We start from the raw sequence: 26,847 nt of genomic DNA, 5'->3' as shown, positions 1-26,847 counted from the left end.
GGGTTGTCGTCTGCATGGCGTTGGCAGGGTGTCTGGAAGGAAGCGAAAGGCGTGACCGGGCGCGCGCTCAGGCCAGCCGCGTGAACAGCACCGCGCCCGGCGGCAGGTGCAGTTGCGGCCCCTGCAGCACCGCACCCGCGTGCGTGAACAGCGGCGCAGCACCGGGGGCCGAGGCGCTGGCCGCGGGCAGCGGCACCGTGGCAGGGCTGGCGCCCAGGTTGAAGGCCAGCAGCAGCGCATCGGCGCCGCTGGCATCGGTGTGCTCTCGGCGCAGCACCAGCACGTCGCCTTCGGCCACCAGGGCTTCCAGGTCGCCCAGGCGCAGCGCGGGGTGCGCGCGCCGCAGAGCCAGCAGCCGTCGCGTGGCGTGCAGGGTCGAGGCGGGGTCGGCCTCTTGCCGGTCGACGGCCAGCGGTGCGTGAGCCGGGTCCACCGGCAGCCAGGTGCGCGCGGCGCGGCTGAAGCCGAGCTGCGCCGCATCGGCCTGCCACGGCAAGGGCGTGCGGCAGCCATCGCGGCCCGGGTTCAGCGGCCAGTTGGCCAGGCCGTAGGGGTCGCGCAGGTCTTCATGGGCCAGCGTGCTTTGCGGCAGGCCCAGTTCCTCGCCCTGGTACAGGAAAACGGTGCCGCGCAGCGCCAGCAGCAGGGCCAGCCAGGTGATGGGCGTGGCCCCGGCGTCGACGCGCCCGGCATCGGCCTGGCCCCCGAAGGCGAAGGCGCCCGCCGCGCCACCACCCCAGCGCGAGGCCACGCGCGGCGCGTCGTGGTTCGAGAAGGCCCAGCTCGGCCAGGCCTCGCGGCCGGCGCCCTGGCCCCAAGGCGCCAGGTGGCGCAGCACCTGCGCGGCGCTGGGCCGTTCGCCCAGGAAGGCGAACGAATACGCCGTGTGCAGCCGGCTTGCGCCCTGCGTGTAGCCCACCATCGTTGGCAGGGGCTCGGCGCCGCCGATCTCGGCCACGGCCATGCGAGCGCCGTGACCCTCCATCACCGCGCGCAGCCGCTCGAAAAAGGCCGGCGCCTCGGGCTGGTCGGCGTTGTGCACGTGCTGCTGCATCAGCACCGGTGCATCACCGCGTCGCCCTTCGGGCAACGGTGGGTTGTCCTGCAGGCCGCGGCTGTGGAAGTAGAGGTTGGCGGTGTCCAGGCGGAAGCCGTCCACGCCGCGTTCCAGCCAGTGCCGCGCGATGCCCAGCACCGCGTCCTGCACCGCCGGGCAGTGGAAGTTCAGGTCGGGCATCTGCGGCAGGAAGTTGTGCAGGTGGTACTGCCGTCGCCGCGGTTCCCAGCGCCAGGCCGGGCCGCCCATCCAGCTTTGCCAGTTGTTGGGTGGGCTGCCGTCGGGCTTCGCATCGGCCCACACGTACCAGTCGGCCTTGGCGTTGTCGCGGCTGGTGCGGCTCTCCTCGAACCACGGGTGCTCGGCGGCGGTGTGGCTCCACACCTGGTCGATGACCACCTTCAGGCCCAGGCGGTGGGCGTCGGCCAGCAAGGCGTCGAAGTCGGTCCCGGTGCCGAACAGCGGGTCGACGCCCAGGTGGTCGGCCACGTCGTAGCCGAAGTCGCGCATCGGGCTCGTGAAGAAGGGCGAGAGCCAGATGCCGTCGACACCCAGCCCGGCGACATAAGGCAGCTTCGCCGTCGCGCCGGCCAGGTCGCCGACGCCGTCGCCGTTGGCGTCCGCGAAGCTGCGCGGGTAGATCTGGTAGAGGGTGGCACCTCGCCACCAGTCACTGCTCATCGGCGATCATCCCTGCTGAAAACCGGTAGTCTCGCGGCGCCCGACGGGCAAATCATCCTGCCGGCGCGCCTGAAATATCGGTTTTCATACCTTCAGGCCCCGGGTAAGCCCTGTGCCCCCTAAGCCCTTGACCGACCATGAGGATTGCCCGCGAGTCGATCCACCACGCCGAGGAGTCGCTGCGTTGCATGCACCTCGAACTCCCCGCCTTCCGCGGCGGCCTGCACCGCCATGGGCACTTCGAGTTGACCTGGATCGAGCGCGGGCAGGGCCTGCGCTGGGTGGGCGACAGCGTGGAGCCCTTCTTCGACGGTGATCTCGTGCTGGTGGGCAGCGAGACCCCGCACCTGTGGGCCAGCCGGGGCGTGCAATCGCCTCAGGGCTGCGCGGCGACGGTGCTGCAGTTTCCTCCCGACTGGCTCCTGCGCTGCGGGCTCCCTGAGCTCAAGGCGGTCGCGCCGCTGTTGGTGCAGGCCGCTGCGGGCGTGGAGGTGCTGGGCGGCACACGCGCCGAGGTGCAGAGCCTGCTCGGCCGCTTGCCTGGCGCAACGGCGCAACGCCGCGTGGCGGTGTTCATCGAGGTGCTGGGCTGTTTGCTGGCAGGCGCCGCCGAGCTGCGCGAGCTGTCGGCGCCCCTGCTGGCAACCCACACGGCTGCGCTGCGGGCAGGGCCCAGCCCCCAGCGCGCCGACCGCGTGCTCAGCTGGATCGAAGCGCATCTGGCCGACAAACTGTCCGTGGAGAACGCCGCTGCGGTGGCGCATGTCAGCCCGGCGGCCTTCGGCCGCTTCTTTCGGCGCGAGGTGGGCAAGAGCTTCACCGCCTACGTGAACGACGCACGCTGCGGCTGGGCGGCCCTGCGCCTGATGCAGGGCCGCGAACCCATCGCGCAGATCGCGCAGGCCTGCGGTTTCCCGACGCTGTCCAACTTCGGCGAGCAGTTCCGGCGGCGCTACGGCATGGCACCACGGGACTTTCGCGCAGGCCGCGTCGACGCGATGCGGGGTCGCCAGCCCAGTGAGGACGGCCCATGAGTGGTGGTGAGAAAAACCACCCCTCGCACGTGCCGAGGCAGGTCTCGCGGAGGGGATTCCATGGATCGACCGTTGGCAAACGGCGGCAACTGGCCGGGTCCGTGAGTTGACTTCGCTGCCCGCAAGCCGCCTGTCGCAGCGCGCAACGGTTCTCATTGAAGTCGCATCTGTTGGCGCTCGCCAAGGCATGCGGGTCGGGAGAGAATCACCGCTTGGACTGCCCCTGGTCGGTTGGACGGCCTGTCCCCCTAACTACGGCTGGTGCCGTCAGACCGATCATGACCGACGCTCGATACACGGCTTTGCCGCAGTGGCCCAACGCTTTTCCGGCCAGCGGCGCCACGGCCACCCTGAAACTCCTCAACGAGGATTTCATCGTGACCGAGCTGCCGCTGCAGCTGCCCTCCGGTGAGGGCGAACACCTCTGGCTGGACATCGAAAAGAACGGTGCCAACACCGCCTTCGTCGCCCAGCAGCTGGCCGAGGCCGCCAGCGTGCAGGAACGAGACGTGGGCTATGCCGGCCTCAAGGACCGCTACGCCATCACCCGTCAGTGGTTCAGCATCTACCTGCCCAAGGGCGAGACGCCCGACCTGACCCAGCTTCAGCACCCGGAGTTCAAGGTTCTGAGTCAGAGCCGCCACGTGAAAAAGCTGCGCCCCGGGGATCTGCAGGGCAACCGATTCCGAATCGTGCTGCGTGACGTGACCGGCGACCGCGACGCCATCGAGGCCAATCTGAAGGCCGTTGCGTCACAAGGCGTGCCCAACTACTTCGGTGCTCAGCGCTTCGGCTTTGAGGGCGGCAACGTCGAGCAGGGCAGGGCCATGCTGGCGCGCGAAATACGCGTGCGCAACCCGAAGAAGAAGGGCATCTACCTGTCGGCGGTGCGCTCGTTCGTCTTCAATGAAGTCCTGGCGCTGCGCATTCAGCAGGGACTCTGGGGCAAGACCCTGCCCGGCGACGTGATGGACGAGGCGGGCCGGCCCACCGGACCGCTCTGGGGACGGGGCCGCGTGACCACCACCGATCAAGCGCAGGCCCTGGAACTCGGCGTGGCTGAACGTCACGCCACCTTGTGCGACGGCATGGAACACGCCGGTCTGGATCAGGATCGCCGCGCCCTGGTGGCCAGGCCGGCAGACATGTCATGGGAATGGCTGCAAGCCAATCAACTGGTGCTCACCTTCTCCTTGCCCGCCGGAAACTACGCCACTTCCGTTCTGAACGAGATCCTCCGCACCACGGAGCCTGACCGGCACACAGAGAACGAGTCTGCGGCGGTCGAATGACGGTGTTCTCAACTGGGTGGGTTTGGCCACTGGCCACGGCGTGCTGGGTTGCGGATCGAAAGCGCAGAGTCGCCAACACGGGCTCTGCGCGACGGTTCTGCCAGCCGCGCGCCACTTGATCAAGTCTGTTCACTGACCAGCCAGCGGATCCAGTATCGGGGCGGACGGACGACCCAACAGATCCTCTATCGCGCAAGCCATGGTCAGCAGCTCCCGATCCTGGCCGGGTGCCGCACACAGTTGCAGACCGACAGGCAAGGCAGCGTCGCTGGCTTGGCCGGGATGGTCTGCGCCCAGGTGCTGGATCGGTAACGAGATCCCGCACTGCCCGAACAGGTTGCCGGGCCGCGTGTTCCGCGTGGCCCGGCGGTTCCAGGCCGCCACGTCAGCCACGCTGCGGAACTGGGCGGTCGGCTGCGGCAGCATGGGCACGGTGGGCGTGAGCCAGGCATCGATACCGACCGAGCGCTCGGCCACCAGGCGCTGCACCTCGCGGCGGCGCGCGAGCATCTTCGCGTAGTCGTCAGCCCGCACCTCGAACGAAACCTGCAGTCGGTCGGCCGCCACGGCATCGAGCCGGTCGAACTGCGCCGTCACGCGGTCACGCCCCAGAAAGGCCAGCAGGTCTGCCGGTACCAGGCTGCGAAAGATCTCGTCGATCTCGCCGGCCTCTGGCGTTTCAGCGGCCACGACGCGGGCGCCGGCAGCGCGCAGGCGCGCAACGGCGGCTTCGAAGCAGTGCAGCACGGGCTCGTCGAGCTGGTCCATGAAGTGCACCGTCGGCACCGCCAGCGTCAGCGCCTGGACAGAAGACGGTGGCCGCAGGGCGTGGCCGCCCAGCGCTGCGTGCACCAGGGCGGCGTCATGGGCGCTGCGCGTGAACAGGCCAATGCTGTCCAGCTCGGGTGACAGCGGGAACACGCCGTCGCCTGGCCAGTGACTGCTGCTGGCCTTGTAGCCGACGACGCCGCACAAGGCGGCCGGCCAGCGCACCGACCCCCCCGTGTCGCTGCCGACCGTGAAGCCCGCCAGCCCCGCGGCCATCGCCACGGCCGAGCCATGGCTGGAGCCGCCGGTCATGCGCGGCTGCTGCACGTCACAGGGGTTCCACGGCGGTGGGCGGCTGAGGTTGAAGCCACCCAGCGCAAATTCGGTGGTGCGGGTCTTGCCCAGGATGATGCAGCCGGCGCGCAGCAACGCATCCACGAAGCTGCCCTGGGGCGGCACGAGATCCTGCACTTCCAGTCGGCTGCCGGCGGTGGTGGGCATGCCGCCCACGCTGAAGAGGTCCTTCACGGCCACCGGCATGCCCATCAGCGGACCCAGGTTCACGCCAGCGGCACGCAGCCCGTCGATGGCCTGCGCATGCGCGATGGCGCGGGCCGCGTCCAGGTGCATGAAGGCCTGCAGCCGGGGCTCCAGGGCGGTGATGCGCGCCAGCGCGGCCTGCGTGAGTTCGACGGCGCTGGTGCGCTTCTCAAGCAGGGCCAGGGCCACCGCCTGCAGGCCTGGTGCGGCGGGGGCGGTGGGCAGGGTCATGGTGTCGGTGACGGCGCCGTCGCCAACCGGGCTTCGTTGTCGTGGCTCCAATGCCTGCCCGGTACGGCGGCCAGCAACGCCTGGGTGTAGGCGTGCGCCGGGCGGGCATACACATCGGCCACCGGCCCGCTTTCGACGACACGGCCCTTGTGCATGACGACGATGCTGTCGCAGACCTGGCTGGCCACGCGCAGATCGTGGGTGATGAACAGCACCGTCAGCCCCAGGCGGTTGCGGATGTCAGCCAGCAGCCGCAGCACCTGGTCCTGCACCGACACATCCAGCGCCGACACCGGCTCGTCGGCCACCAGGATGGCGGGCTCGAGCGCGAGCGCGCGCGCCAGTCCGATGCGTTGGCGCTGCCCGCCGGAAAACTCGTGCGGGTAGCGCGCCGCCGCGCGCCGCTCCAGCCCGACCAGATCCAGCAACTCGAGTGCACGCGCATGGGCCGAGACCTCGCTCAATCCGTGCACGATCGGCCCCTCGGCGATCAACTGCCCCACGGTGCGCCGCGGGTTGAGCGAGCCGAACGGGTCTTGAAACACCATCTGCATCCGCCGCCGCACGGGCCGCAGAGCGCGGACGCTCAGCGGGGCGATGTCGGCACCCTCGACCAAGATCTGGCCGCTGTCGGCGTTGATCAGCCGCGCAATGCAGCGCGCCGCCGTCGACTTGCCCGAGCCCGACTCGCCGACGATGCCCACGGTCTCGCCACGCCGCACGCTGAAGCTCACCGCCGAAAGCGCATCCACGCTGCGGCCCTTGCCTCCGAAGAGGCCGCCGCCGCTGCGGTAGCTCTTGCTCAAGGCGTTGACGCTCAGCACCACCGGTTGTGCGCTGAAGTCGCGCTTCGGTCCCGGCGTCAGGCTGGGCACGGCGGCCAGCAGCGAGCGGGTGTAGTCGGCCTGGGGTCGGTTCAGCACCTGTTCGGCCGGTCCTTGTTCGACCAGGTGGCCGTGCTGCATGACGGCGATGCGGTCGGCGATCTCGGCCACGACGCCGAAGTCGTGGGTGACGAAGATCACCCCCATGCCCTTCTTGCGCTGCAGCTCACGGATCAGCAGCAGGATCTGCGCCTGCGTCGTCACGTCCAGCGCCGTGGTCGGCTCATCGGCGATCAGGATGTCGGGCTCCAGCGCCAGCGCCATCGCAATCATCGCGCGCTGGCGCTGGCCGCCCGACAGCTGGTGCGGGTAGGCCGACAGGATCTGCTGTGGATCGGGCAGGTTCACCGCAGCCAGCAGTTCGAGCACACGCTCGCGGCGCGCTGCACCATCGCCAGAGCGGTGGATCTCCAGCACCTCGTCGATCTGCGCACCGATGCGCAGCACCGGGTTCAGCGCCGTCATCGGCTCCTGGAAGATCATCGCGATGCGGTTGCCGCGCAGGTCGCGCAGCCGCTCGGGCGTGGCCTGCAGCAGGTCTTCGCCCTCGAACAGGATGCGCCCGGCGCTGGGCTGCACATGGCGCGAAGGGAACAGGCCCAGCACGGCACGCGACATCACCGATTTGCCCGAGCCGGATTCACCCACCACGCACAGGATCTCGTTGCGCCAGAGGTCCAGGCTCAGGTCCTCCACCGCGTGGCGGCGGTCGGCACTGGCCGGCAGGCTCACGCTCAGGCCCTGGATGCGCAACAGGGGGGCGTCGGCGTTCACAGCGAGCGCAAGCGCGGGTTGAGCGCGTCGTTCAGGCCGTCGCCGACCAGGTTGATGGCCATCACCGTCAGCAGGATGGCCAGCCCCGGCGCGGCGCAAATCCACCACGCCGTGCGCAGCACTGTGCGGCCCGAGCCGATGATGAATCCCCAGCTCATGGTGTTGGCGTCGGACAGCCCCAGGAACGACAGCCCCGACTCGATGAGGATGGCCGTGGCCACCATCAGCGAGCCGGTGACGATGATCGACGACAGCGTGTTGGGCAGGATGTGGACGAGGATGATGCGGGTGTGACCCATGCCCAGCGACACGCAAGCCTGCACAAACTCGCGGTTGCGCATGGCCATGAATTCACCGCGCACCAGGCGCGCCATCGGTGGCCACGAGACCACCGCGATGGCGAAGATCACGCTGCGGATGGACGCGCCCAGCACCGCCACCAGCAGGATCGCGAAGAGAAAGAACGGGATGGTCTGGAAGAGCTCGGTGAAGCGCATGAGCAAGCTGTCCAGCCGGCCGCCGAAGTAGCCGGCCAGGCCGCCGATCGTGATGCCCACGACGCTGGCAATGACGGTGGCCACCACGCCCACCAGCAAGGTCGTGCGCGCTCCGTGCAAGAGGCCGGCGGCGAGGTCACGGCCCAGCGAGTCGGTGCCCAGCAGATGCTCGCTGAGCGGCGGCTGGAACGGCTTGCCGACGATGCTGAACGGGTCGCCGGGGTAGATCACCCCGGCCAGCGCCGCGGCCAGCACCACGGCCAGCAGCAAGGCCAGCCCGGCCACGGCGGGGCGGTGCCGCAGGAAACGCAGGATGCCGCTCTTCATGGGGGAACCGTCAGCGCAGCTCGATGCGCGGATCGAGCAGTGAATAGGCCACGTCGACCACCAGATTGACCACCACCACCAGGCAGGTGCAGATGAAGAAGATGCCCAGCAGCAGGTTCAGGTCGCGCGCAAACAGCGATTCGTAGGCCAGCAGGCCCAGGCCGGGCCAGGCGAAGACGGTTTCGACCACCACGGCTCCGCCCAGCAGACCACCCACCTGCACGCCAGCCATCGTCAGCACGGGCAGCACGGCGTTGCGCAGCACGTGGCGGCGGGCGATCTGGGGTTCGGTCAGTCCCTTGGCGCGGGCCGTGACGACGTAGTCCATCGAGAACTGCTCGAGCACGGAAGCACGCATCAGCCGCGCATACAACGCCAGGTAGAACATGGTCAGCGTGACCGCCGGCAGCACCAGATGGTGCGCGATGTCGCGCACCTTGGCGGCCCCCTCATGGAAGGCCGCCACCTCTTGCATGCCGCTGGTCGGAAACCAGCCCAACTTGATGGAGAACACCACGATCAACATCAAGCCGGCCCAGAACACCGGCGTGGCATAGGCCAGCACGGTGAGCATCGAGATCACGTTGTCCTGCCAGCGGTTGAGGTTGCGCGCGGCGAAGGCGCCGAGCAAGGTGCCCACACCCACCGAAATCAGCAGCACGGTGACCATCAACAGCAGCGTCGGGAACAGCCGCGACCCGATCAACTCGATCACCGGCATGCTGTGGCGGAAGGAGTAGCCCAGGTCGAGGGTGATCAGCTGCTTGATGTACAGCAGCAGCTGCATCCCCAGCGGCTGGTCCAGGCCGAAGTTCTTGCGCAGCTGGGCCATGAACTCCGGCGTCGCCGAGCCCGCCTCGCCGGCCAGCACCTCGGCCGCGTCGCCGGGGGCCAGCTGCAGCACCAGGAAGTTCATGGCAGCGATGACCAGCACGGTCGGCACCGCCTGCGCCAAACGGCGCAGGGCATAGGCCAGACTCTGTTGCCCGGGCATCGCGGCGAATTCCAGGTGTTGCGTCAGGGCTGGTTTCAGCGCCGCGTCACTTGGCGAGCCAGACCTGGTCCATCGACGAGTACAGGCCCAGCGGGCTGAGCGGGAAGTTGTTCACCCGCTTGTTGTGCACCGTCACGAAGTCCAGCTCGTGCATGAACACCAGGGGGCTGGCTTCGACCACGCGCTTTTGCAGCTCGTGGTAGAGCGCGGCACGCTTCTTGGGGTCGAACTCGACGTTGCCCTTGTCCATCAGCTCGTCGGTTTCCTTGGTGCTCCAGCGCGAGTCGTTGACGAACACCGTGCCGGGCTTGATGGAGCCGGAATGGTAGAGGCGGTGCACGCCGATGGACGGGTCGGCCAGAGTCTGGATCCAGTTGCTGGTGAGCTGGAAGTCGTAGTTGGTGTACACGCGGCGCAGCCAGCCCGGCACGTCCTCAACGCGCAGCGTCACCTTGATGCCGATCTTGCCCAGCTGCTGCTGGGTGTACTCACCGAAGCGCCGCCACTCCTCACCGTAGGGCGTGACGTCGTGGGTGATCTCGAAGCGCACACCGTCGGCGCCGCGCTTCTTGCCGGCCTCGTCCAGCAGCTTGTTGGCCATGTCCAGGCCGCCGGGAACGTTGTAGTTCTTCACGTCCGCGGTGTACAGGCCGTTGGCCTTGAAGTTGGAGCTGATGGGCCCGGTGGCCGGCCGGCCGAAGCCGAACCAGATGTTGTCGAGCACAAACTTGCGGTCCATGGCGTAGGCCACGGCTTGCCGCACCTTCACGTCGTCGAAGGGTGGCTTGGTGGTGTTGAAGTCGAGCTGCACGATGGGCGACTGCATCTCATAGCCCTTGGCCGTGACGGCGATGTGCGGCAAGGCCTGCAGCCGTTTCACGTCGACCGGGGGGATGGCGTTGAAGCCCCCCATGTGCACCTCTTGCGTCTCCATCGCGGCCGAGCGCGTGCCCGTGTCGGCGATGAAACGGGCCACCAGCCGGTCCAGGTGCGGCAACCCCGGCTTGCGGTAGTCGGGGTTGCGGTCAAAGCGCATGAACTGGCCCTTCTGCCATTCCACGAACTTGAACGGGCCGGTGCCCACCGGCAGGTTGGCGTTGGGGTGGCGCGTGATGTCGCCGGTGCCGAAGACATGCTTGGGCAGCATCGGCGACTCGTAGGACGACAGCGCCATCATCATGTACGGCGCCGGCTCGCTGAGGCGGAACACGGCCGTCATCGGGTCGGGCGTCTCTACCGCGGTCACCGAGCGGAAGGTGTTCACACCGCGCGGGTGCACTTTCTTCAGCACGTCCATCACGCTGAACTGCACGTCGGCGCTGGTGAAGGGCTGGCCGTCATGGAACTTCACGCCGGGCAGCAGCTTGAAGGTGACTGTCTTGCCGTCGGCACTGACGGTCCACGACTGGGCCAGGCTGGGTGTTGGCTTGAGCTGGAAGTCGTACTCGAGCAGACCCTCGTAGACCTTGGTGGCCACCTGACCCACAGGGCCGGCGGTGCTTTGGTAGGAGGCCAGCGTCGGCGGTTCGGGTTGCACCACCATCACCAGCGTGCCGCCCTTTTGCGGGCTGCCCTGGGCCCACGTGGGCTGGGAGAGAGTCAAGACCACGGCAGCGGCGGTGATCGCCAGGCCGCGGGGCAGGCTGTGCAGGGGTGTCATCGGATTACTCCAGCGTGAAGCGGGTTGGAATGGCGTGCGTGGATCGGCCGTACCGCGCTGCGTTGCGGCGAAGCAGACGGGGTCGGGCTCAAGCGCTGGCCTTGGCAAAGGCCGAGACGTAGCCGAACAGCCCGGCCGAGCCGCCGGTGTGCACGAAGATCACGTCCTCGTCGCTGTGGAAGCGACCGGTGCGCACCATCTCCAGCAGGCCCGCCAGCCCTTTGCCGGTGTAAACCGGGTCGGCCAGGATGCCTTCGGTGCGGGCCAGCAGGGTCACGGCTTCGATCATCGAATCGGTCGGTATGCCGTAGCCCGCGCCGATGAAACGGTCGTCGGCCACGACCCGTTCGCGCGGCAGGGGTCGGGTCACGCCCAGCAGGTTCAGCACGCGCACCGCCAGGTCATGCACACGGGTTTCCTGGGCCTCGCGCGGCGCCCTGACGCCGATGCCGGTGACGGGCCAGTCCAGGCCCAAGGCGTGGATGCCCGCCACCAGGCCGGCCTGCGTGCCTGCACTGCCGGTGGCATGCACCAGATGCGGTTTGCGCAGGCCCATGGCTTCACATTGCCGCTGCAGTTCGAGCACGCAGTCGACGTAACCCAGCGAGCCCAGCGCATTGGAGCCGCCGCCAGGAATGACGTAGGGTTTGCGGCCTTGCTGCCGCAGCTTCTGCGCCAAAGCCTCCAGCGCGGCATCCATGGCCGTGCCGCCGGGTACCCGGTGCAACTGGATGCCGAACAGCTGGTCCAACAGCACGTTGCCCGACTCGTGGTACGCGGCCGGTGCATCCTGAACCCGCTCTTCCAGGATGGCCTCGCAGGCCAGGCCCATGAAGGCGGCGGCGGCGGCCGTCTGGCGCACGTGGTTGGACTGCACCGCGCCATGGGTGAGCAGCGTGTCAGCGCCCTGGCGCATGGCTTCGCCGACGAGAAATTCGAGCTTGCGTGTCTTGCTGCCGCCGGTGGCCAGCCCGGTGCAGTCGTCACGCTTGATGAAAAGACGGGCAGCGTTCAGTCGGCCGGCCAGGCCCTTCATGGGCTCCAGCGGCGTGGGCCAGTGTCCGAGTCGGACGCGCGGGAAATCTTGCAGGTTCATCGGGGTTCCAGCTGACAGCCACCAGGGGTTGGCGTAGGGATGCCGACGGTAGGCCCGGCATGGCATCGCGGTCCAATGACTTTGCGGCGCACTCTATGCATGGCGTTCATAGATCCGCCGCGGCTTGCACCTCGGGCGCGTCTTCGGCCAGCCGCCGCGCGCAGTCCCACAGCCCCTGCAGCCGCCCGTTGAGCAGCGACCGCTCTGCAAAGACCCGGACGCGCAAAGGCACGTCCAGCGACGCCGGACCGGCCCGCACCAGCCGCTTGTGGTTCAGGTCATCGGCGATCAGGCTGCCGGGCAGCCAGGCCACGCCCAGCCCCTCCAGTGCCGTGGCGCGCAGGGCTTCGACCAGCGCGCTCTCGAACACCGGGTGCACGGCCAGGGGCGGCTCGGCCGTGTCGAGTGCCAGCGCCGCCATCCGGCCGAGTTGGGCGTCGGCGCTGTAGCTCAGCCAGGGCACGGCAGCAGCGGCGCCCGGCCGCAAGGCATGCGTCGGGCGGCCATCGGCGCCAGGCCTGGATACGGGGGTGAGCACGTCCCGGGCCAGCGTCAGCGACGGGTAGCGCTCGGTGCTGAGTTGCAGCGGCAGCCCAGGGTGGGTGTAGCAGACGAGCAGATCGACGCAGCCCTCCTCCAGATCACGCACGCAGTCGTGCAGGTTGTCGGCCCGCACCTGCGTCAGCAGGTCGTCGCGGGCCAGCGGCAGGGTGGCCAGCCAGCGTGCCAGGAAGCCGCTGGCCAGCGAATGCTGAATGGCGATGCGCAACAGCCGTCGGTCTGCACGCGCGGCCTGGCGCAGGTCCTGCCGCGTGTTCAGCAAGGTTGCGGTGGCCTCGCGTGCCGCCGCCTGGAAACGCAATCCCGCCGCGGTGAGGCGCGTGGGGTAGGACGAGCGGTCGATCAGCGCCACCCCCACCCACTGCTCCAACGACTTGATGCGGCGGCTGAAGGCCGATTGCGTGATGTGGCGTTCGGCGGCCGACAGCGAGAAGCTGCCGGTGCGGGCCACACTGAGAAAGTCTTCGAGCCATTTGGCTTCCATTCACGCTCCTCGTTCGCGGCACCTGGCCGCGGTGGCTGCTCGCAGCGCCGGTTCGTCCAGCGATGACTCGGCCTGGCGCGCCGCGGACAGTATCTGGTGGCCAGCAAGGATCGCGCCAGTTTCGGCGCACCGTTGACATCCCGACCCCACCACTGCTGCCCTGCTTGACGCAGGCGGCCTGCGTCAGCCATCGAGTGGCGCCGCCGACCAGGTGAGGATCTCAGCCGGCCACCGCCTGCCGCACCGCATGCTCCCACTGCGCCATCAGCGCCTTCGCATCTACCGCGACACCGGTGTCGTGCTGACGCGCAAAGGCAAGACCGAGCCGCAAGCCGCCGCCTTTGTCGAATACCTCAAGTCCGCTGAGGGGCAGAAGATCTTTGCCAGATGGGGCTGGGATGCGCGCCGGGCAGCCAACGTGAGCAGTGCTCAACCCGTCGGGCGTTGAGCGCGCCCCGACGGCTTGCTTGCTTGTGAAGAGGCCTTGCACCGAGGAGCGCACGCGCTGCATTGCTGACGCCTCCGCAGTGTCCATCGACACCGTCGGGCTCGTTGCGTCGGGGTGAGCTGACGAGCGGGCGAACGCGGGCCATCGGTCCACGCCGGCGGGCGCGGCGGCGGGGTGCATTGGGTGGACGCGGACCGGCAGTCAACTCCCATGACCGCTGGCGCACGTGCCGCTGCTTCGCGCTCCACCATACTTCGCACCATCCCCGAGGCCTGAAAACGCAACCCCATGACCGACCAGCGCAAGCGCATCGTGATCGTCGGCGGCAACTTCGCCGGCCTGACAGCTGCGATCAAGTTGTCGCGGCGGCATGCCGTGACGGTCATCGACCCGTCCCGGCACTTCGAGTGGGCGCCCGGCATCCACGAGATCCTGTCGAGCGTGAAGACGCCGCAGGGGCTGCGTCTGGACCGCACTGCCATCGTGAAGCAGGCGGGCCACCGCTTCCTGCGCGACCGCGTGACCGTGCTGCAGCCGGCGCAGGGCCGGCTGGCCACGGCCGGCGGCCGCGAACTGGACTTCGATGCCTGCATCGTGGCGGTGGGCGCGCTGTGGAACACGCACCACGTCCCGGGCGTGGCCCGCCACGCCATGCCGTTCCGCAGCGTCGCCGACGGCTTGGCGATCGAGCACCGGCTGGACAGGCTCTTGCGGGAGGGCAAACCGTTGCGCATCGTGATCGCCGGCGGTGGCCTCTCGGGCATCGAGGCGCTGGGTGAGATCCTGCGTCGCCACCGCGACGATGCTGGCCTGTCCATCGACCTGATCGAGGCCAGCGCCCGGCTGCTGCCAGGCCTGCCGGCATCACTGGATGCCGACCTGCGCCACCTGTGCGAACCGTATGCGGTGAGCTTCCGTACCAGCACGACGATCGCCAGCGTGTCGGCCAAGGGCGTGCGCCTGGCCGATGGCACGCGGCTGCGTTCCGAGCTCACGCTGTGGACGGCCGGGCTGGCACCGCAAGCGCTGCTGCGCGACTCGGGCCTGGCGCCGCCACCCCAAATCTGGGCGGATGTGCATCCCACGCTGCAGAGTCGCCACTTCGACAACGTCTTCGTCGTCGGCGATGCGGCGCTGCTGCCGCAGCCCGTCGGCAAGCAGGCCTACAACGCCATCGACATGGGTGCGCTCGCCGCGGCCAATGGCACGCGCTTCCTGGCCGGGCGCGCACTCAAGGCCTTCAAGCCGGCGCCCAAGCCCGTGCTGATCACGTTCGGTGACCTGCAGACTTACCTGGTCGCGGGCCGCACCGTGGTTGCCAGCAAGGTGCTGGCGGGCGCGAAGGAAGGCGTCTACCAGGTGTTCATGGCGCAGATGACACCCGGCGGCGTGCTGACCTCGTTGCCAGCCGCGGCGGGCCGGCTGTGGCAGAGCTGGCGCCAGCTGGCCCTGCCGCAGCTGATGTCGCTGGCCGACTTCAGTAAGCTGCCCGATCTCAAGGCCATCAGGCTGCTGTAGACGGCCCACGGGAAAGGCCCGGCGTACTCGTCGACACGCCCAGCCCAGTCGGCGCCCAAGCTCAAGACCCCGTGGCGCGACGGCACCACGCACCTGGTCATGTCGCCGCTGGAGATCATGCTGCTGCCGATCGAAGGGCAGGTTTGCGGCAGCCAGACCCACTGGGTCGACGCCAGCGGAGGGTCGGCCAGCGACAGCGGGGTGAGCGATCTCACCGCCGAAAAGCTGACTCCCAAGTTGAGCGACCGAAGAGGCGGCGTGCGCGGTCGGCAGTGACCGACCCAAACCTGCCAGCCGGGTCGCTCCAAAGCGGCCGGACGGCGAGCAATGCTTCTCTTGTTTAGCTTCTGCGAAGCGGCAGTTCGTGATCTCACACACCCGGCCAAATTCCGCACCCGCGAAAGGCCGGTTCATGGCGATTCGGAATCGACTGGCAAGTGGGCCAGCGACTGGCCGACCTTCAAAGGCCGCTGACCGTGACGACGCCCGTTGCGCAGGATGTTGTCACGTCGGGTTCCACCCGTTGGCGTTGCAGGAGGCGACGACGGGCCGCGCCGGGGTAGCCTCGATGATCTGTCCGAACTGGAACAGTTTGGGCTTCGACCGACGCTCCTCTTCGATCCAGCGCCGAGCGGTGTCGAGGTCTTCGTGGCGCTCGGTGGCTGATGCCTTGTTCTCGAGAACGACGCTTGCGTAGTAGGCCACGATGCTTGTCCGCTCAGACCTGCCGCCGGTGCGCAGCTTCAAGTTCGCCGATGAGCCGATCGACCTTCGCCAGGAATTCTTCCCGGCCGGTCAACGGACCCTCAACCATCAGCGCAGAGGCCTGCTGCGCCAGCGCCTGTTCGCCGGCCAGACGCGCCCACCGCCGCACCTCGCAGTACAGCAGAAGGGCCAACCGGCCCATGTCGCCTTGACGGCGCGCATGCCACAAGTCGCCGAGCAAATCTTCGAGGCCGACTCGCAACGCCTGCGACGAGGCGCCCGGCGCGCCGGCCCGTTCCGGCCATTGGCGCCTCGTCGGACCATCGAAGCCAGCCCCGGTTGGCGCCAAGCATCGTTCAGCATTCAGCACGCCAGACGCTCCCCGGTCAAGTGACTCAAGAACCAAATTGCTGCACTGCAGCATTGGGCCATATTAGTCACTTCTGAGGCAAATGCAAGCGCAATTTGCGTCGCCGATGCGCACCGACCGCTGCGCAGGAGGATAGCGATCCTGCAGATGGCATCGATGCGGCAGCTGGCAGCCCTTGCGCGCAGGCCTCGACTTCAACATGGTTGACTGCTTCGCGGTCGTCAATCCTGGAGGCTGGATGACTCGACTGGGTCGTCCGCGGGCGCCCACCGGCGCGCCCCGTGCAGCAGCCATCGGGTGGCGCTGCCGGCCAGGTGAGGACCTCAGCCCGCCACCGCCTGCCGCACCGCATGCTCCCACTGCGCCATCAGGGCCTGGGCGCGGCCACGGTCCATCGTCGGCAGGAAGCGCCGTTCCACCTGCCACTGTGCCGACAGCTCGTCCAGCCCGCGGTACACGCCGGTGGCCAGTCCGGCCAGGTAGGCGGCGCCCAGTGCGGTGGTCTCGATCACCCGGGGCCGCACCACGGGGATGCCGAGCAGGTCGGCCTGGAACTGCATCAGCAGGTCGTTGACACAGGCGCCGCCGTCCACGCGCAGCTCGGTCACCGGGGCGCCGCCGTTGGCCTGGGCGTCGCGGCTCATCGCCAGCAGCAGCGCCGCGCTCTGGAAGGCGATGCTCTCCAGCGCCGCGCGGGCGATGTGGGCCACGGTGCTGCCGCGGGTCAGGCCGACGATGGCGCCGCGGGCGTCGACGTTCCAGTAGGGCGCGCCCAGGCCGGTGAAGGCCGGCACGAACATCACGCCGCCGGCGTCGGGCACGCTCTCGGCCAGGGACTGCACCTGGCTGCTGGAGCTGATCGCGCGCAGCCCGTCGCGCAGCCACTGCACCACCGCGCCGCCGATGAACACGCTGCCTTCAAAGGCGTACTCGGGCGTGGCCGTGGCTTGCGCGGCGCTGGTGGTGAGCAGGCCGTTGGTGGACAGGTCGAAGCGCGGGCCGGTGTGCATCAGCATGAAGCAGCCGGTGCCGTAGGTGTTCTTCGCGAGGCCCGCCTTGAAGCAGGCCTGGCCGAACAGCGCGCTCTGCTGGTCGCCGGCGATGCCGGCGATCGGGATCGGCGCGCCCAGCAGCGCGGCATCGCATTCGCCGAAGACATGGCTGGACGGGTGCACCTGCGGCAGCAGGCTGTCGGGCACGTGCAGCAGCTTCAGCAGTTCGTGGTCCCACACGTTGTGGCGCACGTCGAACAGCATGGTGCGCGAGGCGTTGCTCACGTCGGTGGCGTGCACGCGGCCGCCGGTCAGCTTCCACAGCAGCCAGCTGTCGACGGTGCCGAAGGCCAGCTCGCCCTGCGCGGCGGCCAGGTGCGCGCCGGCCACGTGGTCGAGGATCCAGCGGATCTTCGTCCCCGAGAAGTACGCGTCCACCACCAGCCCGGTGCTGCGGCGGATCTGGTCGGCGTGGCCCTGCTCGCGCAGCTGCGCGCACAGCGGCTCGCCGCGGCGGTCTTGCCAGACGATGGCGTTGTGGATGGCCTGGCCGGTGCGGCGGTTCCACACCACCGTGGTCTCGCGCTGGTTGGTGATGCCGATGGCGGCGATGTCGCGCGCCGCCAGGCCGGCGTTGGCCAGCGCCTCGCGCGCAGTGGCCAGCTGGGTCTGCCAGAGTTCCTCGGGGTCGTGCTCCACCCAGCCGGGCTGCGGGTAGATCTGGCGGAACTCGCGCTGAGCCATCGCCACGATGCGGCCGCTGTCGTCGAAGACGATGCTGCGCGAGCTGGAGGTGCCCTGGTCGAGGGCGAGCAGGTAGGTCATGGGGGGTCTCCTGGGTCGGCGGCGCGGGCGTCGTCGGCCACCACGCGGGTGACGCCGGCCTCGGCCAGCAGCGTGTCGAAGGGGGCGGGCGGCGGGCTGTCGGTGAAGAGCGTGTCCACCTGGTCCAGCCGGCCCACCTCCACCATCGCGGGGCGGTTGAACTTGCTGTGGTCGGCGGCCAGCCAGAGCTGGCGGCTGCAGCGGATGATGGCCTGCGCCACCTTGACCTCGCGGAAGTCGAAGTCGCGAAGGCTGCCGTCGGCCTCGATGCCCGAGATGCCGATCAGGCCGATGTCGACGCGGAACTGGCTGATGAACTCCACCGTGGCCTCGCCGACGATGCCGCGGTCGCGCTGGCGCACCACGCCGCCGGCCACGATCACCTCGCAGTCGGGGTTGTCGCTCAGCATCGCCGCCACGTTGAGGTTGTTGGTGATGACGCGCAGGCCCTTGTGGTGCAGCAGCTCGCGGGCGATGGCCTCGGTGGTGGTGCCGATGTTGATGACCAGGCTGCAGCCGTCGGGCACCGCGCGCGCCACCGCGCGGGCGATGCGGCGCTTGGCGTCCTCGTGCAGGGCCTGGCGCTGGCGGTAGGCGATGTTCTCGATGGTGCTGCCGGGCAGGCGCACGCCACCGTGGAAGCGCGCCAGCAGGCCGGCGTCGGACAGCATCTTCACGTCGCGCCGCACGGTTTGCAGCGTCACGCCGAAGCGCTCGGCCAGCGCCTCGACGGTGGCGGTGCCGTGCTCGCGCACGGTCTGCAGCACGCCGGCCTGGCGCGGGTTGGGGGTGGGCGCGCTCATCGCTGAGGGTGGAAGTGGCGGCGGCGTGGGGTGCGCCTGGGGCCATCGTGCTGCCAGGGTAGCCGATGTTCGATGGCGCGGCATCCGGGTGTTCAGGATTGTGTTTTCGCGCCGAATGGGATAAAAAGAACACAAGCGAACATTTTTCGAACAGCAGCGAACGTTGTTCGAACAAACTGAGACGCAAAACGAACAGTGGCATCGGGTTGTCCCGAACGCCGCGACCCCGCCAGGAGACATCGCTTGACCCAGCCCACCGCGGGCGGCACTGCGCCGTCCGATCCTGCCGCTGCACGCGGGCCCGTGGCGTCGGCGCCGGGTGCCACCGCCTCGGGCGAGTCGGTGATCTCGACGGACGTGCTGGTGGTCGGCGGCGGCATCAACGGGGCCGGCATCGCACGAGACCTGGCCGGCCGCGGCCTGAAGGTGCTGCTGTGCGAGCAGGACGACCTGGCCGCGCACACCTCGTCGTCGTCCACCAAGCTCATCCACGGCGGCCTGCGCTACCTGGAGTACTACGAATTCGGCCTGGTGCGCAAGGCGCTGGCCGAGCGCGAGCGGCTGCTGCGCAGCGCGCCGCACATCATGTGGCCGCTGCGCTTCGTGATGCCGCACGATCCGTCGATGCGGCCGGTGTGGATGATCCGCATCGGCCTGTTCCTGTACGACCACCTGGCCAAGCGCGAATGGCTGCCGGCCTCGGGGGCGGTGGCCCTGCGCGCCAGCCCGCTGGGCGTGCCGCTGAAGGCCGACTTCACCCGCGGTTTCGTCTACAGCGACGGCTGGGTGGACGATGCGCGCCTGGTGGTGCTCAACGCCGTCGACGCCGCGGCGCACGGCGCCACGGTGATGACCCGCTGCCCCTGCGTCGGCGCCGAGCGCGTGGCCGGCGGCTGGCGTGCGCGGCTGCAGCCGCAGGGCGGCGCGCCGGTCACCGTGCAGGCCCGCGCGCTGGTCAATGCGGCCGGGCCGTGGGCGGCGGCGTTCCTGCGCGACCAGGTGCAGCGGCCGGGCTCGCGCTCGCTGCGGCTGGTCAAGGGCAGCCACATCGTGGTGCCGCGGATCTTCGAGCACGACCACGCCTACATCTTCCAGAACCCCGACAAACGCATCATCTTCGCCATCCCGTACGAGGGCCGCTTCACGCTCATCGGCACCACCGATGTGGAGGTGCACGGCGAGCCCGGCAGCGCCCGCGTCGACGACGACGAGGTGGCCTACCTGTGCGCGCAAGCCAGCCGCTACTTCGCCAAGGCGGTCACGCCCGCAGACGTGGTGTGGCGCTACACCGGCGTGCGCCCGCTGCTGGACGACGAATCGGGCGACGCTTCTGCGGTGACGCGCGACTACCTGCTCGAATTCGACACCGGCGCCAGCGCCGACCAGGCGCCGATGCTCACCGTGTGGGGCGGCAAGATCACCACCTTCCGCAAGCTGGCCGAGGAGGCCACCGACGCGCTGCTGGGCCGCCTGGGCGAACGCCGCCCGGCCTGGACCGAGACCGCGCTGCTGCCCGGCGGCGACCTGTCGGCCTGGATCGGTGCCGCGCGCCGGCCCGACGAAGATTTCGCGCGCTTCGTCGAGGCGCTGGCCCGGCAACATCCGCAGGTCGACCGCGCGCTGCTGCACCGCTGGGCGCGGGCCTACGGCAGCCGCATCGAGCTGCTGCTGGCCCAGGCCGGTGCACCGGGCGCATCGTTCGGCGACGAGGTCGTGCCGGGTCTCTACGAGGCCGAACTGGACCACCTGTTCCAGCACGAATGGGCGCGCAGCGCCGACGACGTGCTGTGGCGCCGCAGCAAGCTGGGCCTGCACCTTGACACCGCGCAACGCCAACGCGTGGCACAGTGGTGGTCCGATCGCCACCCCGAAGTGGCGACGACAACGACATCGGAGACGGCATGGAATTGAAGCTGGCCCGCATCGAGCACAAGGTGGGGGCGTTCACGCACCTGTACCCGCTCGACCTGGCGCTGCAGCCCGGCACGGTGAGCGTGCTGCTCGGCGCCACGCAGGCGGGCAAGACCACGCTGATGCGGCTGATGGCCGGGCTGGACGTGCCCACGCGCGGCCGTGTCCATGTGGACGGCCAGGACGTCACCGGCATGCCGGTGCGCCAGCGCAACGTGGCCATGGTCTACCAGCAGTTCATCAACTACCCGTCGATGACGGTGGCCGACAACATCGCCTCGCCGCTGAAGCTGCGCGGCGGCCTCGACAAGGCGGCCATCGCGCAGCGCGTGCAGGCGCTGGCCGAGCGGCTGCACATCGAGCCCTTCCTGCAGCGCCTGCCGGCCGAGCTGTCGGGCGGCCAGCAGCAGCGCGTGGCCCTGGCCCGCGCGCTGGCCAAGGACGCACCGCTGATGCTGCTGGACGAGCCACTGGTCAACCTCGACTACAAGCTGCGCGAAGAGTTGCGCGACGAGCTCTCGGCGCTGTTCGCCGCCGGCAGTTCCACCGTGGTCTATGCCACCACCGAGCCCACCGAGGCGCTGCTGCTGGGCGGCTGGACGGCGGTGATGGACGCCGGCCAGCTGTTGCAGTACGGCCCCACGTCGGAGGTGTTCCACCGTCCGGCCAGCCTGCGCGTGGCCAGCGCCTTCAGCGATCCGCCGATGAACCTGGTCAGCGGCGGCGCGCTGCGCCTGGGCCTGCCAGCGTCGGTGGCCGCGCCCGACGCCACCATCGGCCTGCGCGCTAGCGCGCTGCGCGTGTACCCGCGGCCCGGCGACCTCGCGCTGCCTGGCAAGGTGGAACTGGCCGAGATTTCGGGGTCCGACACCTTCGTGCACGTGTCCACCGCGGCGGGCGAACTGGTCGCGCAGCTCACCGGCGTGCACTTCTTCGACCTGGGCGCATCGATCACGCTGCACCTCGATCCCGCGCAGGTGTACGTCTTTGGCGCGGACGGCCAGCTCGTCACCGCACCGATGCGAAAGGTCAACTGAGATGGCCCGCATCGACCTCGACCTCGCGCACAGCTACAAGCCGAATCCGCAGCAGGACAGCGACTACGCGCTGCTGCCGCTGAAGATGAGCTTCGACGACGGCGGCGCCTACGCCTTGCTGGGGCCCTCGGGCTGTGGCAAGACGACCATGCTCAACCTCATCTCCGGCCTGGTGCAGCCCTCGCAGGGCACGGTGCGTTTCGGCGGCGAGGACATGACGCACAAGACGCCGCAGCAGCGCAACATCGCGCAGGTGTTCCAGTTCCCGGTCATCTACGACACGATGACGGTGGCCGAGAACCTGGCCTTTCCGCTGCGCAACCGCGGTGTCTCCGCCGACAAGATCAAGGCCCGCGTCGGCCAGGTGGCCGAGATGCTGGAGCTGAGCGCCCAGCTCGACCAGCGCGCCGCCGGCCTGGCCGCCGACGCCAAGCAGAAGATCAGCCTGGGCCGCGGCCTGGTGCGCGAGGACGTCAGCGCGGTGCTGTTCGACGAGCCGCTCACGGTGATCGACCCGCACCTCAAGTGGCAGCTGCGCCGCAAGCTCAAGCAGATCCACCACGAGCTGCGCCTGACGCTGATCTACGTCACCCACGACCAGGTCGAGGCGCTCACCTTCGCCGAGCAGGTGGTGGTGATGACGCGCGGCCGCGCGGTGCAGGTGGGATCGGCCGATGCGCTGTTCGAGCGGCCGCAGCACCGCTTCGTCGGCCATTTCATCGGTTCGCCGGGCATGAACTTCCTGCCCGCGTCGTTGTGGCCGGCGTCGCCCACCGGCGCGGCCACGCTGGGTGTGCGCCCCGAGTACGTCACGCTGGCGCGCGAGGGCGATGCCGGCGCGCTGCCGGCGCGGGTGCTGCAGGCGCAGGACATCGGCACCTACTGGCTGGTGACGGCGCAGGTGGGCCAGGGGGCCGACACCCACACCGTGCGGCTGCGCCTGAACGCCGAGGCCCGCGCCCCGCAGGCCGGCGAGGCCGTGTGGCTGGGGCTGGTCGGTCCGCACACCTGCTATTACGCCGCCGACGACACCCTCATCGACAAGGTGACCGCATGAAGCCCGTCAACCAAAAGGCCTGGTGGCTGGTGCTGCCGGTGTTCATCTGCGTGGCCTTCTCGGCCGTGCTGCCGCTGATGACGGTGGTGAACTACTCGGTGCAGGACATCATCTCGCCCGAGCGCCGCGTCTTCGTCGGCACCGAGTGGTTCAGCGCGGTGATGCGCGACGGCGACCTGCACGCCGCGCTGCTGCGGCAGATCACCTTCTCGCTGGCGGTGCTGGCGGTGGAAATCCCGCTGGGCATCGCGCTGGCGCTGTCGATGCCGGCCAGCGGCTGGAAGTCGAGCGCGGTGCTGGTGGTGGTGGCGCTCTCACTGCTGATCCCGTGGAACGTGGTCGGCACCATCTGGCAGATCTTCGGCCGCGCCGACATCGGCCTGCTCGGCGCCTCGCTCAAGGGCCTGGGCATCGACTACAGCTACACCGGCAATGCGCGCGACGCCTGGCTCACCGTGCTGGTGATGGACGTGTGGCACTGGACGCCGCTGGTGGCGCTGCTGTGCTTTGCCGGCCTGCGCTCGATCCCCGACGCCTACTACCAGGCGGCGCGCATCGACGGCGCCAGCAAGTTCGCGGTGTTCCGCTACATCCAGCTGCCCAAGATGCGCGGCGTGCTGATGATCGCGGTGCTGCTGCGCTTCATGGACAGCTTCATGATCTACACCGAGCCCTTCGTGCTCACCGGCGGCGGCCCCGGCAATGCCACCACCTTCCTCAGCCAGTACCTCACGCAGAAGGCGGTGGGCCAGTTCGACCTCGGCCCCGCGGCGGCCTTCTCGCTGATCTACTTCCTGATCATCCTGCTGCTGTGCTTCGTGCTCTACAACTGGATGCAGCGCGTGGGCACCGGCGACAAGGCGGAGGCCGGACATGGATAGCCTGCCGCCGAGCCGCCTCAAGGCAGGCGCTCCCCCTCGGGGGGACCGCGCGCAGCGCGTAGGGGGCTGTCATGGATAAGCGGTTTCAGAAGCGGACGATCTTCCTCGTCGCCTACCTGGTGTTCGCGGTGTTGCCCATCTACTGGATGGTCAACATGAGCTTCAAGACCAACGAGGAGATCCTCGCCAGCTTCACGCTGCTGCCGCAGCAGTTCACCTGGGCCAACTACCACCGCATCTTCACCGACCCGTCGTGGTACTCGGGCTACATCAACAGCCTGATCTACGTGGCCATCAACACGGTGATCTCGCTCACCGTGGCGCTGCCGGCGGCCTATGCGTTCTCGCGCTACAGCTTCCTGGGCGACAAGCACGTGTTCTTCTGGCTGCTGACCAACCGCATGACACCGCCGGCGGTGTTCCTGCTGCCCTTCTTCCAGCTGTACACCACCGTGGGGCTGATGGACACGCACATCGCAGTGGCGCTGGCGCACCTGCTGTTCAACGTGCCGCTGGCGGTGTGGATCCTCGAAGGCTTCATGAGCGGCATCCCGCGCGAGATCGACGAGACGGCGTACATCGACGGCTACACCTTCCCGCGCTTCTTCGTCACCATCTTCCTGCCGCTGATCAAGGCCGGCGTGGGCGTGGCGGCGTTCTTCTGCTTCATGTTCAGCTGGGTCGAGCTGCTGCTGGCGCGCACGCTGACCAGCGTCAACGCCAAGCCCATCGTCGCCACGATGACGCGCACCGTCAGTGCCTCCGGCATGGACTGGGCCACGCTGGCCGCCGCCGGCACGCTGACCATCGTGCCCGGCGCCATCGTCATCTGGTTCGTTCGCCACTACATCGCGAAGGGTTTCGCGATGGGCCGGGTCTAGCGCCAAAGGAGAATCGCGCATGTTCGCCTGGATGGTCTGGACGCTGCCGGTGGCCGTGTTCTTCACGTGCATCGCGCTGATGCTGGTCGGCATGACGATCTGGGAGATCAAGTCGCCCACCGTCATGCGCAAGGGTTTTCTGCCCATCGCCACCACGCGCGGCGACAGGCTGTTCATCGGCCTGCTCGGCGCGGCCTATGTCAACCTGGCCTTCGTCGGCCTGTCGAAGTCGTTCGCCGAATGGTTCTCGTTGTCGCAGGAGCCCAGCGTGTGGATCAGCTTCGTGCTGTCCATGCTGCTGCTGGCGTTTGTCATGCGACGCGGGTAGCCCCTTTTTCGAAGTCCGTGAATCCGGCCCGACGCTTCCCCGGGGCCGTGGTCCACCCAACCGCACACGGGGAAGCACGCGATCGAAGAGGAGACACACAATGAAACTGCGCTATACCGCGCTCGCCGCTGCCGTGGTGCTGACCCTGGCAGCCTGTGGCAAGAAGGAAGAACCGGCCAAGGCAGCCCCGCCGGCGGCCTCGGCCGCTGCCTCGGTGGCCGCCGCCGCACCGGCCGCCAGCCCAGGTGAAACCGCCGCCAAGAAGTGGATCGACAGCGAGTTCACGCCGTCCACGCTCAGCAAGGACCAGCAGGCCGCCGAGCTGAAGTGGTTTGCCGACGCCGCCGCCAAGCTCAAGGCCGCGGGCGTGACCGAGATCTCGGTGGTCTCCGAGACCATCACCACGCACGAGTACGAGAGCAAGACGCTGGCCAAGGCCTTCACCGAGATCACCGGCATCACCGTCAAGCACGACCTGATCCAGGAAGGCGACGTGGTCGAGAAGCTGCAGACCAGCATGCAGTCGGGCAAGTCGATCTACGACGGCTGGATCAGCGACTCGGACCTGATCGGCACGCATTACCGCTACGGCAAGATCATGAACCTCACCGACTACATGGTCGGTGCGGGCAAGGACTACACCAACCCCGGGCTGGACCTGAAGGACTTCATCGGCACCAGCTTCACCACCGCGCCCGACGGCAAGCTGTACCAGTTGCCCGACCAGCAGTTCGCCAACCTGTACTGGTTCCGCGCCGACCTGTTCGCCCGTGACGACCTGAAGGAAAAGTTCAAGAAGAAGTACGGCTACGACCTGGGCGTGCCGCTGAACTGGAGCGCCTACGAGGACATCGCCGCCTTCTTCACCAACGACGTGAAGGAAATCGACGGCAAGCCCATCTATGGCCACATGGACTACGGCAAGAAGGATCCGTCGCTGGGCTGGCGCTTCACCGACGCCTGGCTGTCGATGGCCGGCACCGCCGACATCGGCATCCCCAACGGCAAGCCGGTGGACGAGTGGGGCATCCGCGCCTCGGCCGACGGCTGCACGCCGCTGGGCGCCAGCGTGTCGCGCGGCGGCGCCACCAACTCGCCGGCGGCCGTCTATGCGCTGACCAAGTACGTCGACTGGATGAAGAAGTTCGCCCCGAAGGAAGCCACCGGCATGACCTTCGGCGAGGCCGGTCCGGTGCCGGCGCAGGGCCAGATCGCGCAGCAGATCTTCTGGTACACCGCCTTCACCGCCGACATGGTCAAGCCCGGCCTGCCGGTGGTCAACGACGACGGCACGCCGAAGTGGCGCATGGCCCCCGGCCCGAACGGCCCGTACTGGAAGCAGGGCATGCAGAACGGCTACCAGGACGTGGGCTCCTGGACCTTCTTCGAAGGCCACGACGCCAACCGCACCGCCGCGGCCTGGCTGTACGCGCAGTTCGTCACCAGCAAGACGGTGAGCCTGAAGAAGACCATCGTCGGCCTGACGCCGATCCGCGAGAGCGACATCCAGAGCCAGGCCATGACCGACATGGCGCCCAAGCTGGGTGGCCTGGTCGAGTTCTACCGCAGCCCGGCCCGCGTGGCCTGGACGCCCACCGGCACCAACGTGCCCGACTACCCGAAGCTGGCGCAGCTGTGGTGGAAGAACGTGGCGCAGGCGGTCACGGGCGAGATGACGCCGCAGAAGGCCATGGACACGCTGGCCGGCGAGATGGACGACGTGATGGCCCGCCTCGAGCGCGCCGGCATGGCCCGTTGCGCGCCCAAGCTCAACCCGAAGGAAGACCCCAAGAAGCACCTCAGCGACAAGGCCGCCCCGTGGGCCAAGCTCGCCAACGAGAAGCCGAAGGGCGAGACCATCGCCTACCAGACCCTGGTCGACGCGTGGAAGGCGGGCAAGGTGCGCTGACCGTCTCCGGCCGGCCCCACCGCGGGCCGGCCTGACCGGACGCCGCGGTCCCGGCCTCGGGCCGGCCTGACCGGACGCCGCGGTCCCGGCCTCGGGCCTGTGGCACCGGTTCCCGCCGGCCCCTGTGCGGGCCGGCCCGTTCACCTTGTGTCCTCCGTGATGGAGTTAGCCGCTTGCCTGGCCCCGGCCGCAAGCGGCTTTTTTATGGGCGCTCAGGGCGATGCGGTCGTCGTGTCCGACCTGTGATTCCGGCTCGGCGCCGCGCGCTGTCGATAATCAGGGCCCCACGCCCCGCCCCCATG

At 68.9% G+C, this 26,847-nt stretch carries 24 protein-coding genes; 12 read left to right on the top strand and 12 right to left on the bottom strand.

Annotated features, from left to right (window positions below; translation table 11 throughout):
* Positions 1–67: 67 nt before the first annotated feature.
* Positions 68–1,738: an alpha-amylase family glycosyl hydrolase gene (locus EOINJALH_RS21120; protein ID WP_088283776.1), complete on the bottom strand. Its 1,671-nt coding sequence runs from the start codon at positions 1,736–1,738 to the stop codon at positions 68–70.
* Between the two features lie 137 nt (positions 1,739–1,875).
* Between EOINJALH_RS21120 and EOINJALH_RS21115 the strand changes: the two genes are divergently transcribed.
* Together EOINJALH_RS21115 and truD are read left to right on the top strand one after the other, a co-directional pair.
* Positions 1,876–2,772: an AraC family transcriptional regulator gene (locus EOINJALH_RS21115; RefSeq protein WP_088283774.1), complete on the top strand. Its 897-nt coding sequence runs from the start codon at positions 1,876–1,878 to the stop codon at positions 2,770–2,772.
* A 278-nt stretch (positions 2,773–3,050) separates the two neighbouring features.
* Complete coding sequence (gene truD, locus EOINJALH_RS21110; protein ID WP_088283772.1) at positions 3,051–4,064, top strand: tRNA pseudouridine(13) synthase TruD; 1,014 nt, start codon at positions 3,051–3,053, stop codon at positions 4,062–4,064.
* A 129-nt stretch (positions 4,065–4,193) separates the two neighbouring features.
* Here the strand turns inward: truD and EOINJALH_RS21105 are convergent, their stop codons facing one another.
* The 7 genes from EOINJALH_RS21105 to EOINJALH_RS21075 all read right to left on the bottom strand — a co-directional run bounded on the left by EOINJALH_RS21105 (position 4,194) and on the right by EOINJALH_RS21075 (position 12,880).
* Positions 4,194–5,603 (bottom strand): amidase, encoded by a 1,410-nt coding sequence (locus tag EOINJALH_RS21105; protein WP_088283770.1) that lies wholly within the window; start codon positions 5,601–5,603, stop codon positions 4,194–4,196.
* Positions 5,600–7,261, bottom strand: a complete 1,662-nt coding sequence (locus EOINJALH_RS21100) for an ABC transporter ATP-binding protein (protein ID WP_088283768.1) — start codon at positions 7,259–7,261, stop codon at positions 5,600–5,602. The genes EOINJALH_RS21105 and EOINJALH_RS21100 overlap by 4 nt, the downstream gene beginning before the upstream one ends.
* Positions 7,258–8,085: an ABC transporter permease gene (locus EOINJALH_RS21095; RefSeq protein WP_088283767.1), complete on the bottom strand. Its 828-nt coding sequence runs from the start codon at positions 8,083–8,085 to the stop codon at positions 7,258–7,260. Before EOINJALH_RS21095 ends, EOINJALH_RS21100 begins: the two co-directional genes overlap by 4 nt.
* A gap of 10 nt (positions 8,086–8,095) precedes the next feature.
* The gene (locus EOINJALH_RS21090; protein ID WP_088283765.1) at positions 8,096–9,079 is read right to left on the bottom strand and encodes an ABC transporter permease; all 984 of its coding nucleotides are present in this window, start codon (positions 9,077–9,079) and stop codon (positions 8,096–8,098) included.
* Between the two features lie 46 nt (positions 9,080–9,125).
* Positions 9,126–10,739: an ABC transporter substrate-binding protein gene (locus EOINJALH_RS21085; protein ID WP_088283763.1), complete on the bottom strand. Its 1,614-nt coding sequence runs from the start codon at positions 10,737–10,739 to the stop codon at positions 9,126–9,128.
* 88 nt (positions 10,740–10,827) lie between these two features.
* A complete protein-coding gene (locus EOINJALH_RS21080) occupies positions 10,828–11,835 on the bottom strand; it encodes a D-cysteine desulfhydrase (RefSeq protein WP_088283761.1) in 1,008 nt (335 codons plus the stop codon).
* Between the two features lie 106 nt (positions 11,836–11,941).
* Positions 11,942–12,880, bottom strand: a complete 939-nt coding sequence (locus EOINJALH_RS21075; RefSeq protein ID WP_088283758.1) for a LysR substrate-binding domain-containing protein — start codon at positions 12,878–12,880, stop codon at positions 11,942–11,944.
* 211 nt (positions 12,881–13,091) lie between these two features.
* Here EOINJALH_RS21075 and EOINJALH_RS31355 point away from each other — a divergent pair, with 211 nt between their 5' ends.
* The 3 genes from EOINJALH_RS31355 to EOINJALH_RS31910 all read left to right on the top strand — a co-directional run bounded on the left by EOINJALH_RS31355 (position 13,092) and on the right by EOINJALH_RS31910 (position 15,122).
* On the top strand, positions 13,092–13,328 hold the full coding sequence (locus EOINJALH_RS31355; protein ID WP_404872784.1) for a substrate-binding domain-containing protein: 237 nt from the start codon (positions 13,092–13,094) through the stop codon (positions 13,326–13,328).
* A gap of 288 nt (positions 13,329–13,616) precedes the next feature.
* A complete protein-coding gene (locus EOINJALH_RS21065) occupies positions 13,617–14,846 on the top strand; it encodes an NAD(P)/FAD-dependent oxidoreductase (protein WP_088283754.1) in 1,230 nt (409 codons plus the stop codon).
* Positions 14,847–14,945: 99 nt separating this feature from the next.
* Positions 14,946–15,122 (top strand): hypothetical protein, encoded by a 177-nt coding sequence (locus EOINJALH_RS31910; protein WP_158219841.1) that lies wholly within the window; start codon positions 14,946–14,948, stop codon positions 15,120–15,122.
* A gap of 228 nt (positions 15,123–15,350) precedes the next feature.
* On the opposite strand, the gene EOINJALH_RS21060 is transcribed toward EOINJALH_RS31910, so the two are convergent.
* From EOINJALH_RS21060 to EOINJALH_RS21045, 4 genes are all read right to left on the bottom strand, one after another.
* On the bottom strand, positions 15,351–15,551 hold the full coding sequence (locus tag EOINJALH_RS21060; RefSeq protein ID WP_088283752.1) for a hypothetical protein: 201 nt from the start codon (positions 15,549–15,551) through the stop codon (positions 15,351–15,353).
* Positions 15,552–15,564: 13 nt separating this feature from the next.
* Positions 15,565–15,975, bottom strand: a complete 411-nt coding sequence (locus EOINJALH_RS31350) for a hypothetical protein (protein WP_144290114.1) — start codon at positions 15,973–15,975, stop codon at positions 15,565–15,567.
* A gap of 269 nt (positions 15,976–16,244) precedes the next feature.
* Positions 16,245–17,738 carry a glycerol kinase GlpK gene (gene glpK, locus EOINJALH_RS21050; protein ID WP_088283748.1) on the bottom strand — a complete coding sequence of 498 codons (1,494 nt, stop codon included), beginning with the start codon at positions 17,736–17,738 and terminating at the stop codon, positions 16,245–16,247.
* On the bottom strand, positions 17,735–18,541 hold the full coding sequence (locus EOINJALH_RS21045) for a DeoR/GlpR family DNA-binding transcription regulator (RefSeq protein ID WP_088283746.1): 807 nt from the start codon (positions 18,539–18,541) through the stop codon (positions 17,735–17,737). The genes glpK and EOINJALH_RS21045 overlap by 4 nt, the downstream gene beginning before the upstream one ends.
* Positions 18,542–18,844: 303 nt before the next feature.
* Between EOINJALH_RS21045 and glpD the strand changes: the two genes are divergently transcribed.
* The 7 genes from glpD (at position 18,845) to EOINJALH_RS21010 (ending at position 26,545) form a co-directional block, all read left to right on the top strand.
* Entirely contained in the window at positions 18,845–20,452 is a 1,608-nt protein-coding gene (glpD, locus tag EOINJALH_RS21040) for a glycerol-3-phosphate dehydrogenase (protein ID WP_199873448.1), read from the top strand.
* Complete coding sequence (locus EOINJALH_RS21035) at positions 20,443–21,489, top strand: ABC transporter ATP-binding protein (protein WP_088283742.1); 1,047 nt, start codon at positions 20,443–20,445, stop codon at positions 21,487–21,489. The genes glpD and EOINJALH_RS21035 overlap by 10 nt, the downstream gene beginning before the upstream one ends.
* A 1-nt stretch (position 21,490) precedes the next feature.
* Positions 21,491–22,546, top strand: coding sequence for an ABC transporter ATP-binding protein (locus EOINJALH_RS21030; protein WP_088283740.1), 1,056 nt, complete (start codon positions 21,491–21,493; stop codon positions 22,544–22,546).
* Complete coding sequence (locus EOINJALH_RS21025; RefSeq protein ID WP_088283738.1) at positions 22,543–23,427, top strand: carbohydrate ABC transporter permease; 885 nt, start codon at positions 22,543–22,545, stop codon at positions 23,425–23,427. Before EOINJALH_RS21030 ends, EOINJALH_RS21025 begins: the two co-directional genes overlap by 4 nt.
* 71 nt (positions 23,428–23,498) lie before the next feature.
* The gene (locus tag EOINJALH_RS21020) at positions 23,499–24,308 is read left to right on the top strand and encodes a carbohydrate ABC transporter permease (protein ID WP_088283736.1); all 810 of its coding nucleotides are present in this window, start codon (positions 23,499–23,501) and stop codon (positions 24,306–24,308) included.
* A 19-nt stretch (positions 24,309–24,327) separates the two neighbouring features.
* Positions 24,328–24,636: a DUF2160 domain-containing protein gene (locus tag EOINJALH_RS21015; protein ID WP_088283734.1), complete on the top strand. Its 309-nt coding sequence runs from the start codon at positions 24,328–24,330 to the stop codon at positions 24,634–24,636.
* 100 nt (positions 24,637–24,736) lie between these two features.
* On the top strand, positions 24,737–26,545 hold the full coding sequence (locus EOINJALH_RS21010) for an ABC transporter substrate-binding protein (protein WP_088283732.1): 1,809 nt from the start codon (positions 24,737–24,739) through the stop codon (positions 26,543–26,545).
* Positions 26,546–26,847: the final 302 nt, after the last annotated feature.

It is taken from the genome of Ideonella sp. A 288, from assembly GCF_002198735.1.
Lineage (GTDB): Bacteria > Pseudomonadota > Gammaproteobacteria > Burkholderiales > Burkholderiaceae_C > Pseudaquabacterium.
The sequence above is the reverse complement of the archived record's forward strand: the minus strand, read 5'-3'. Positions and strand labels throughout refer to the sequence as shown.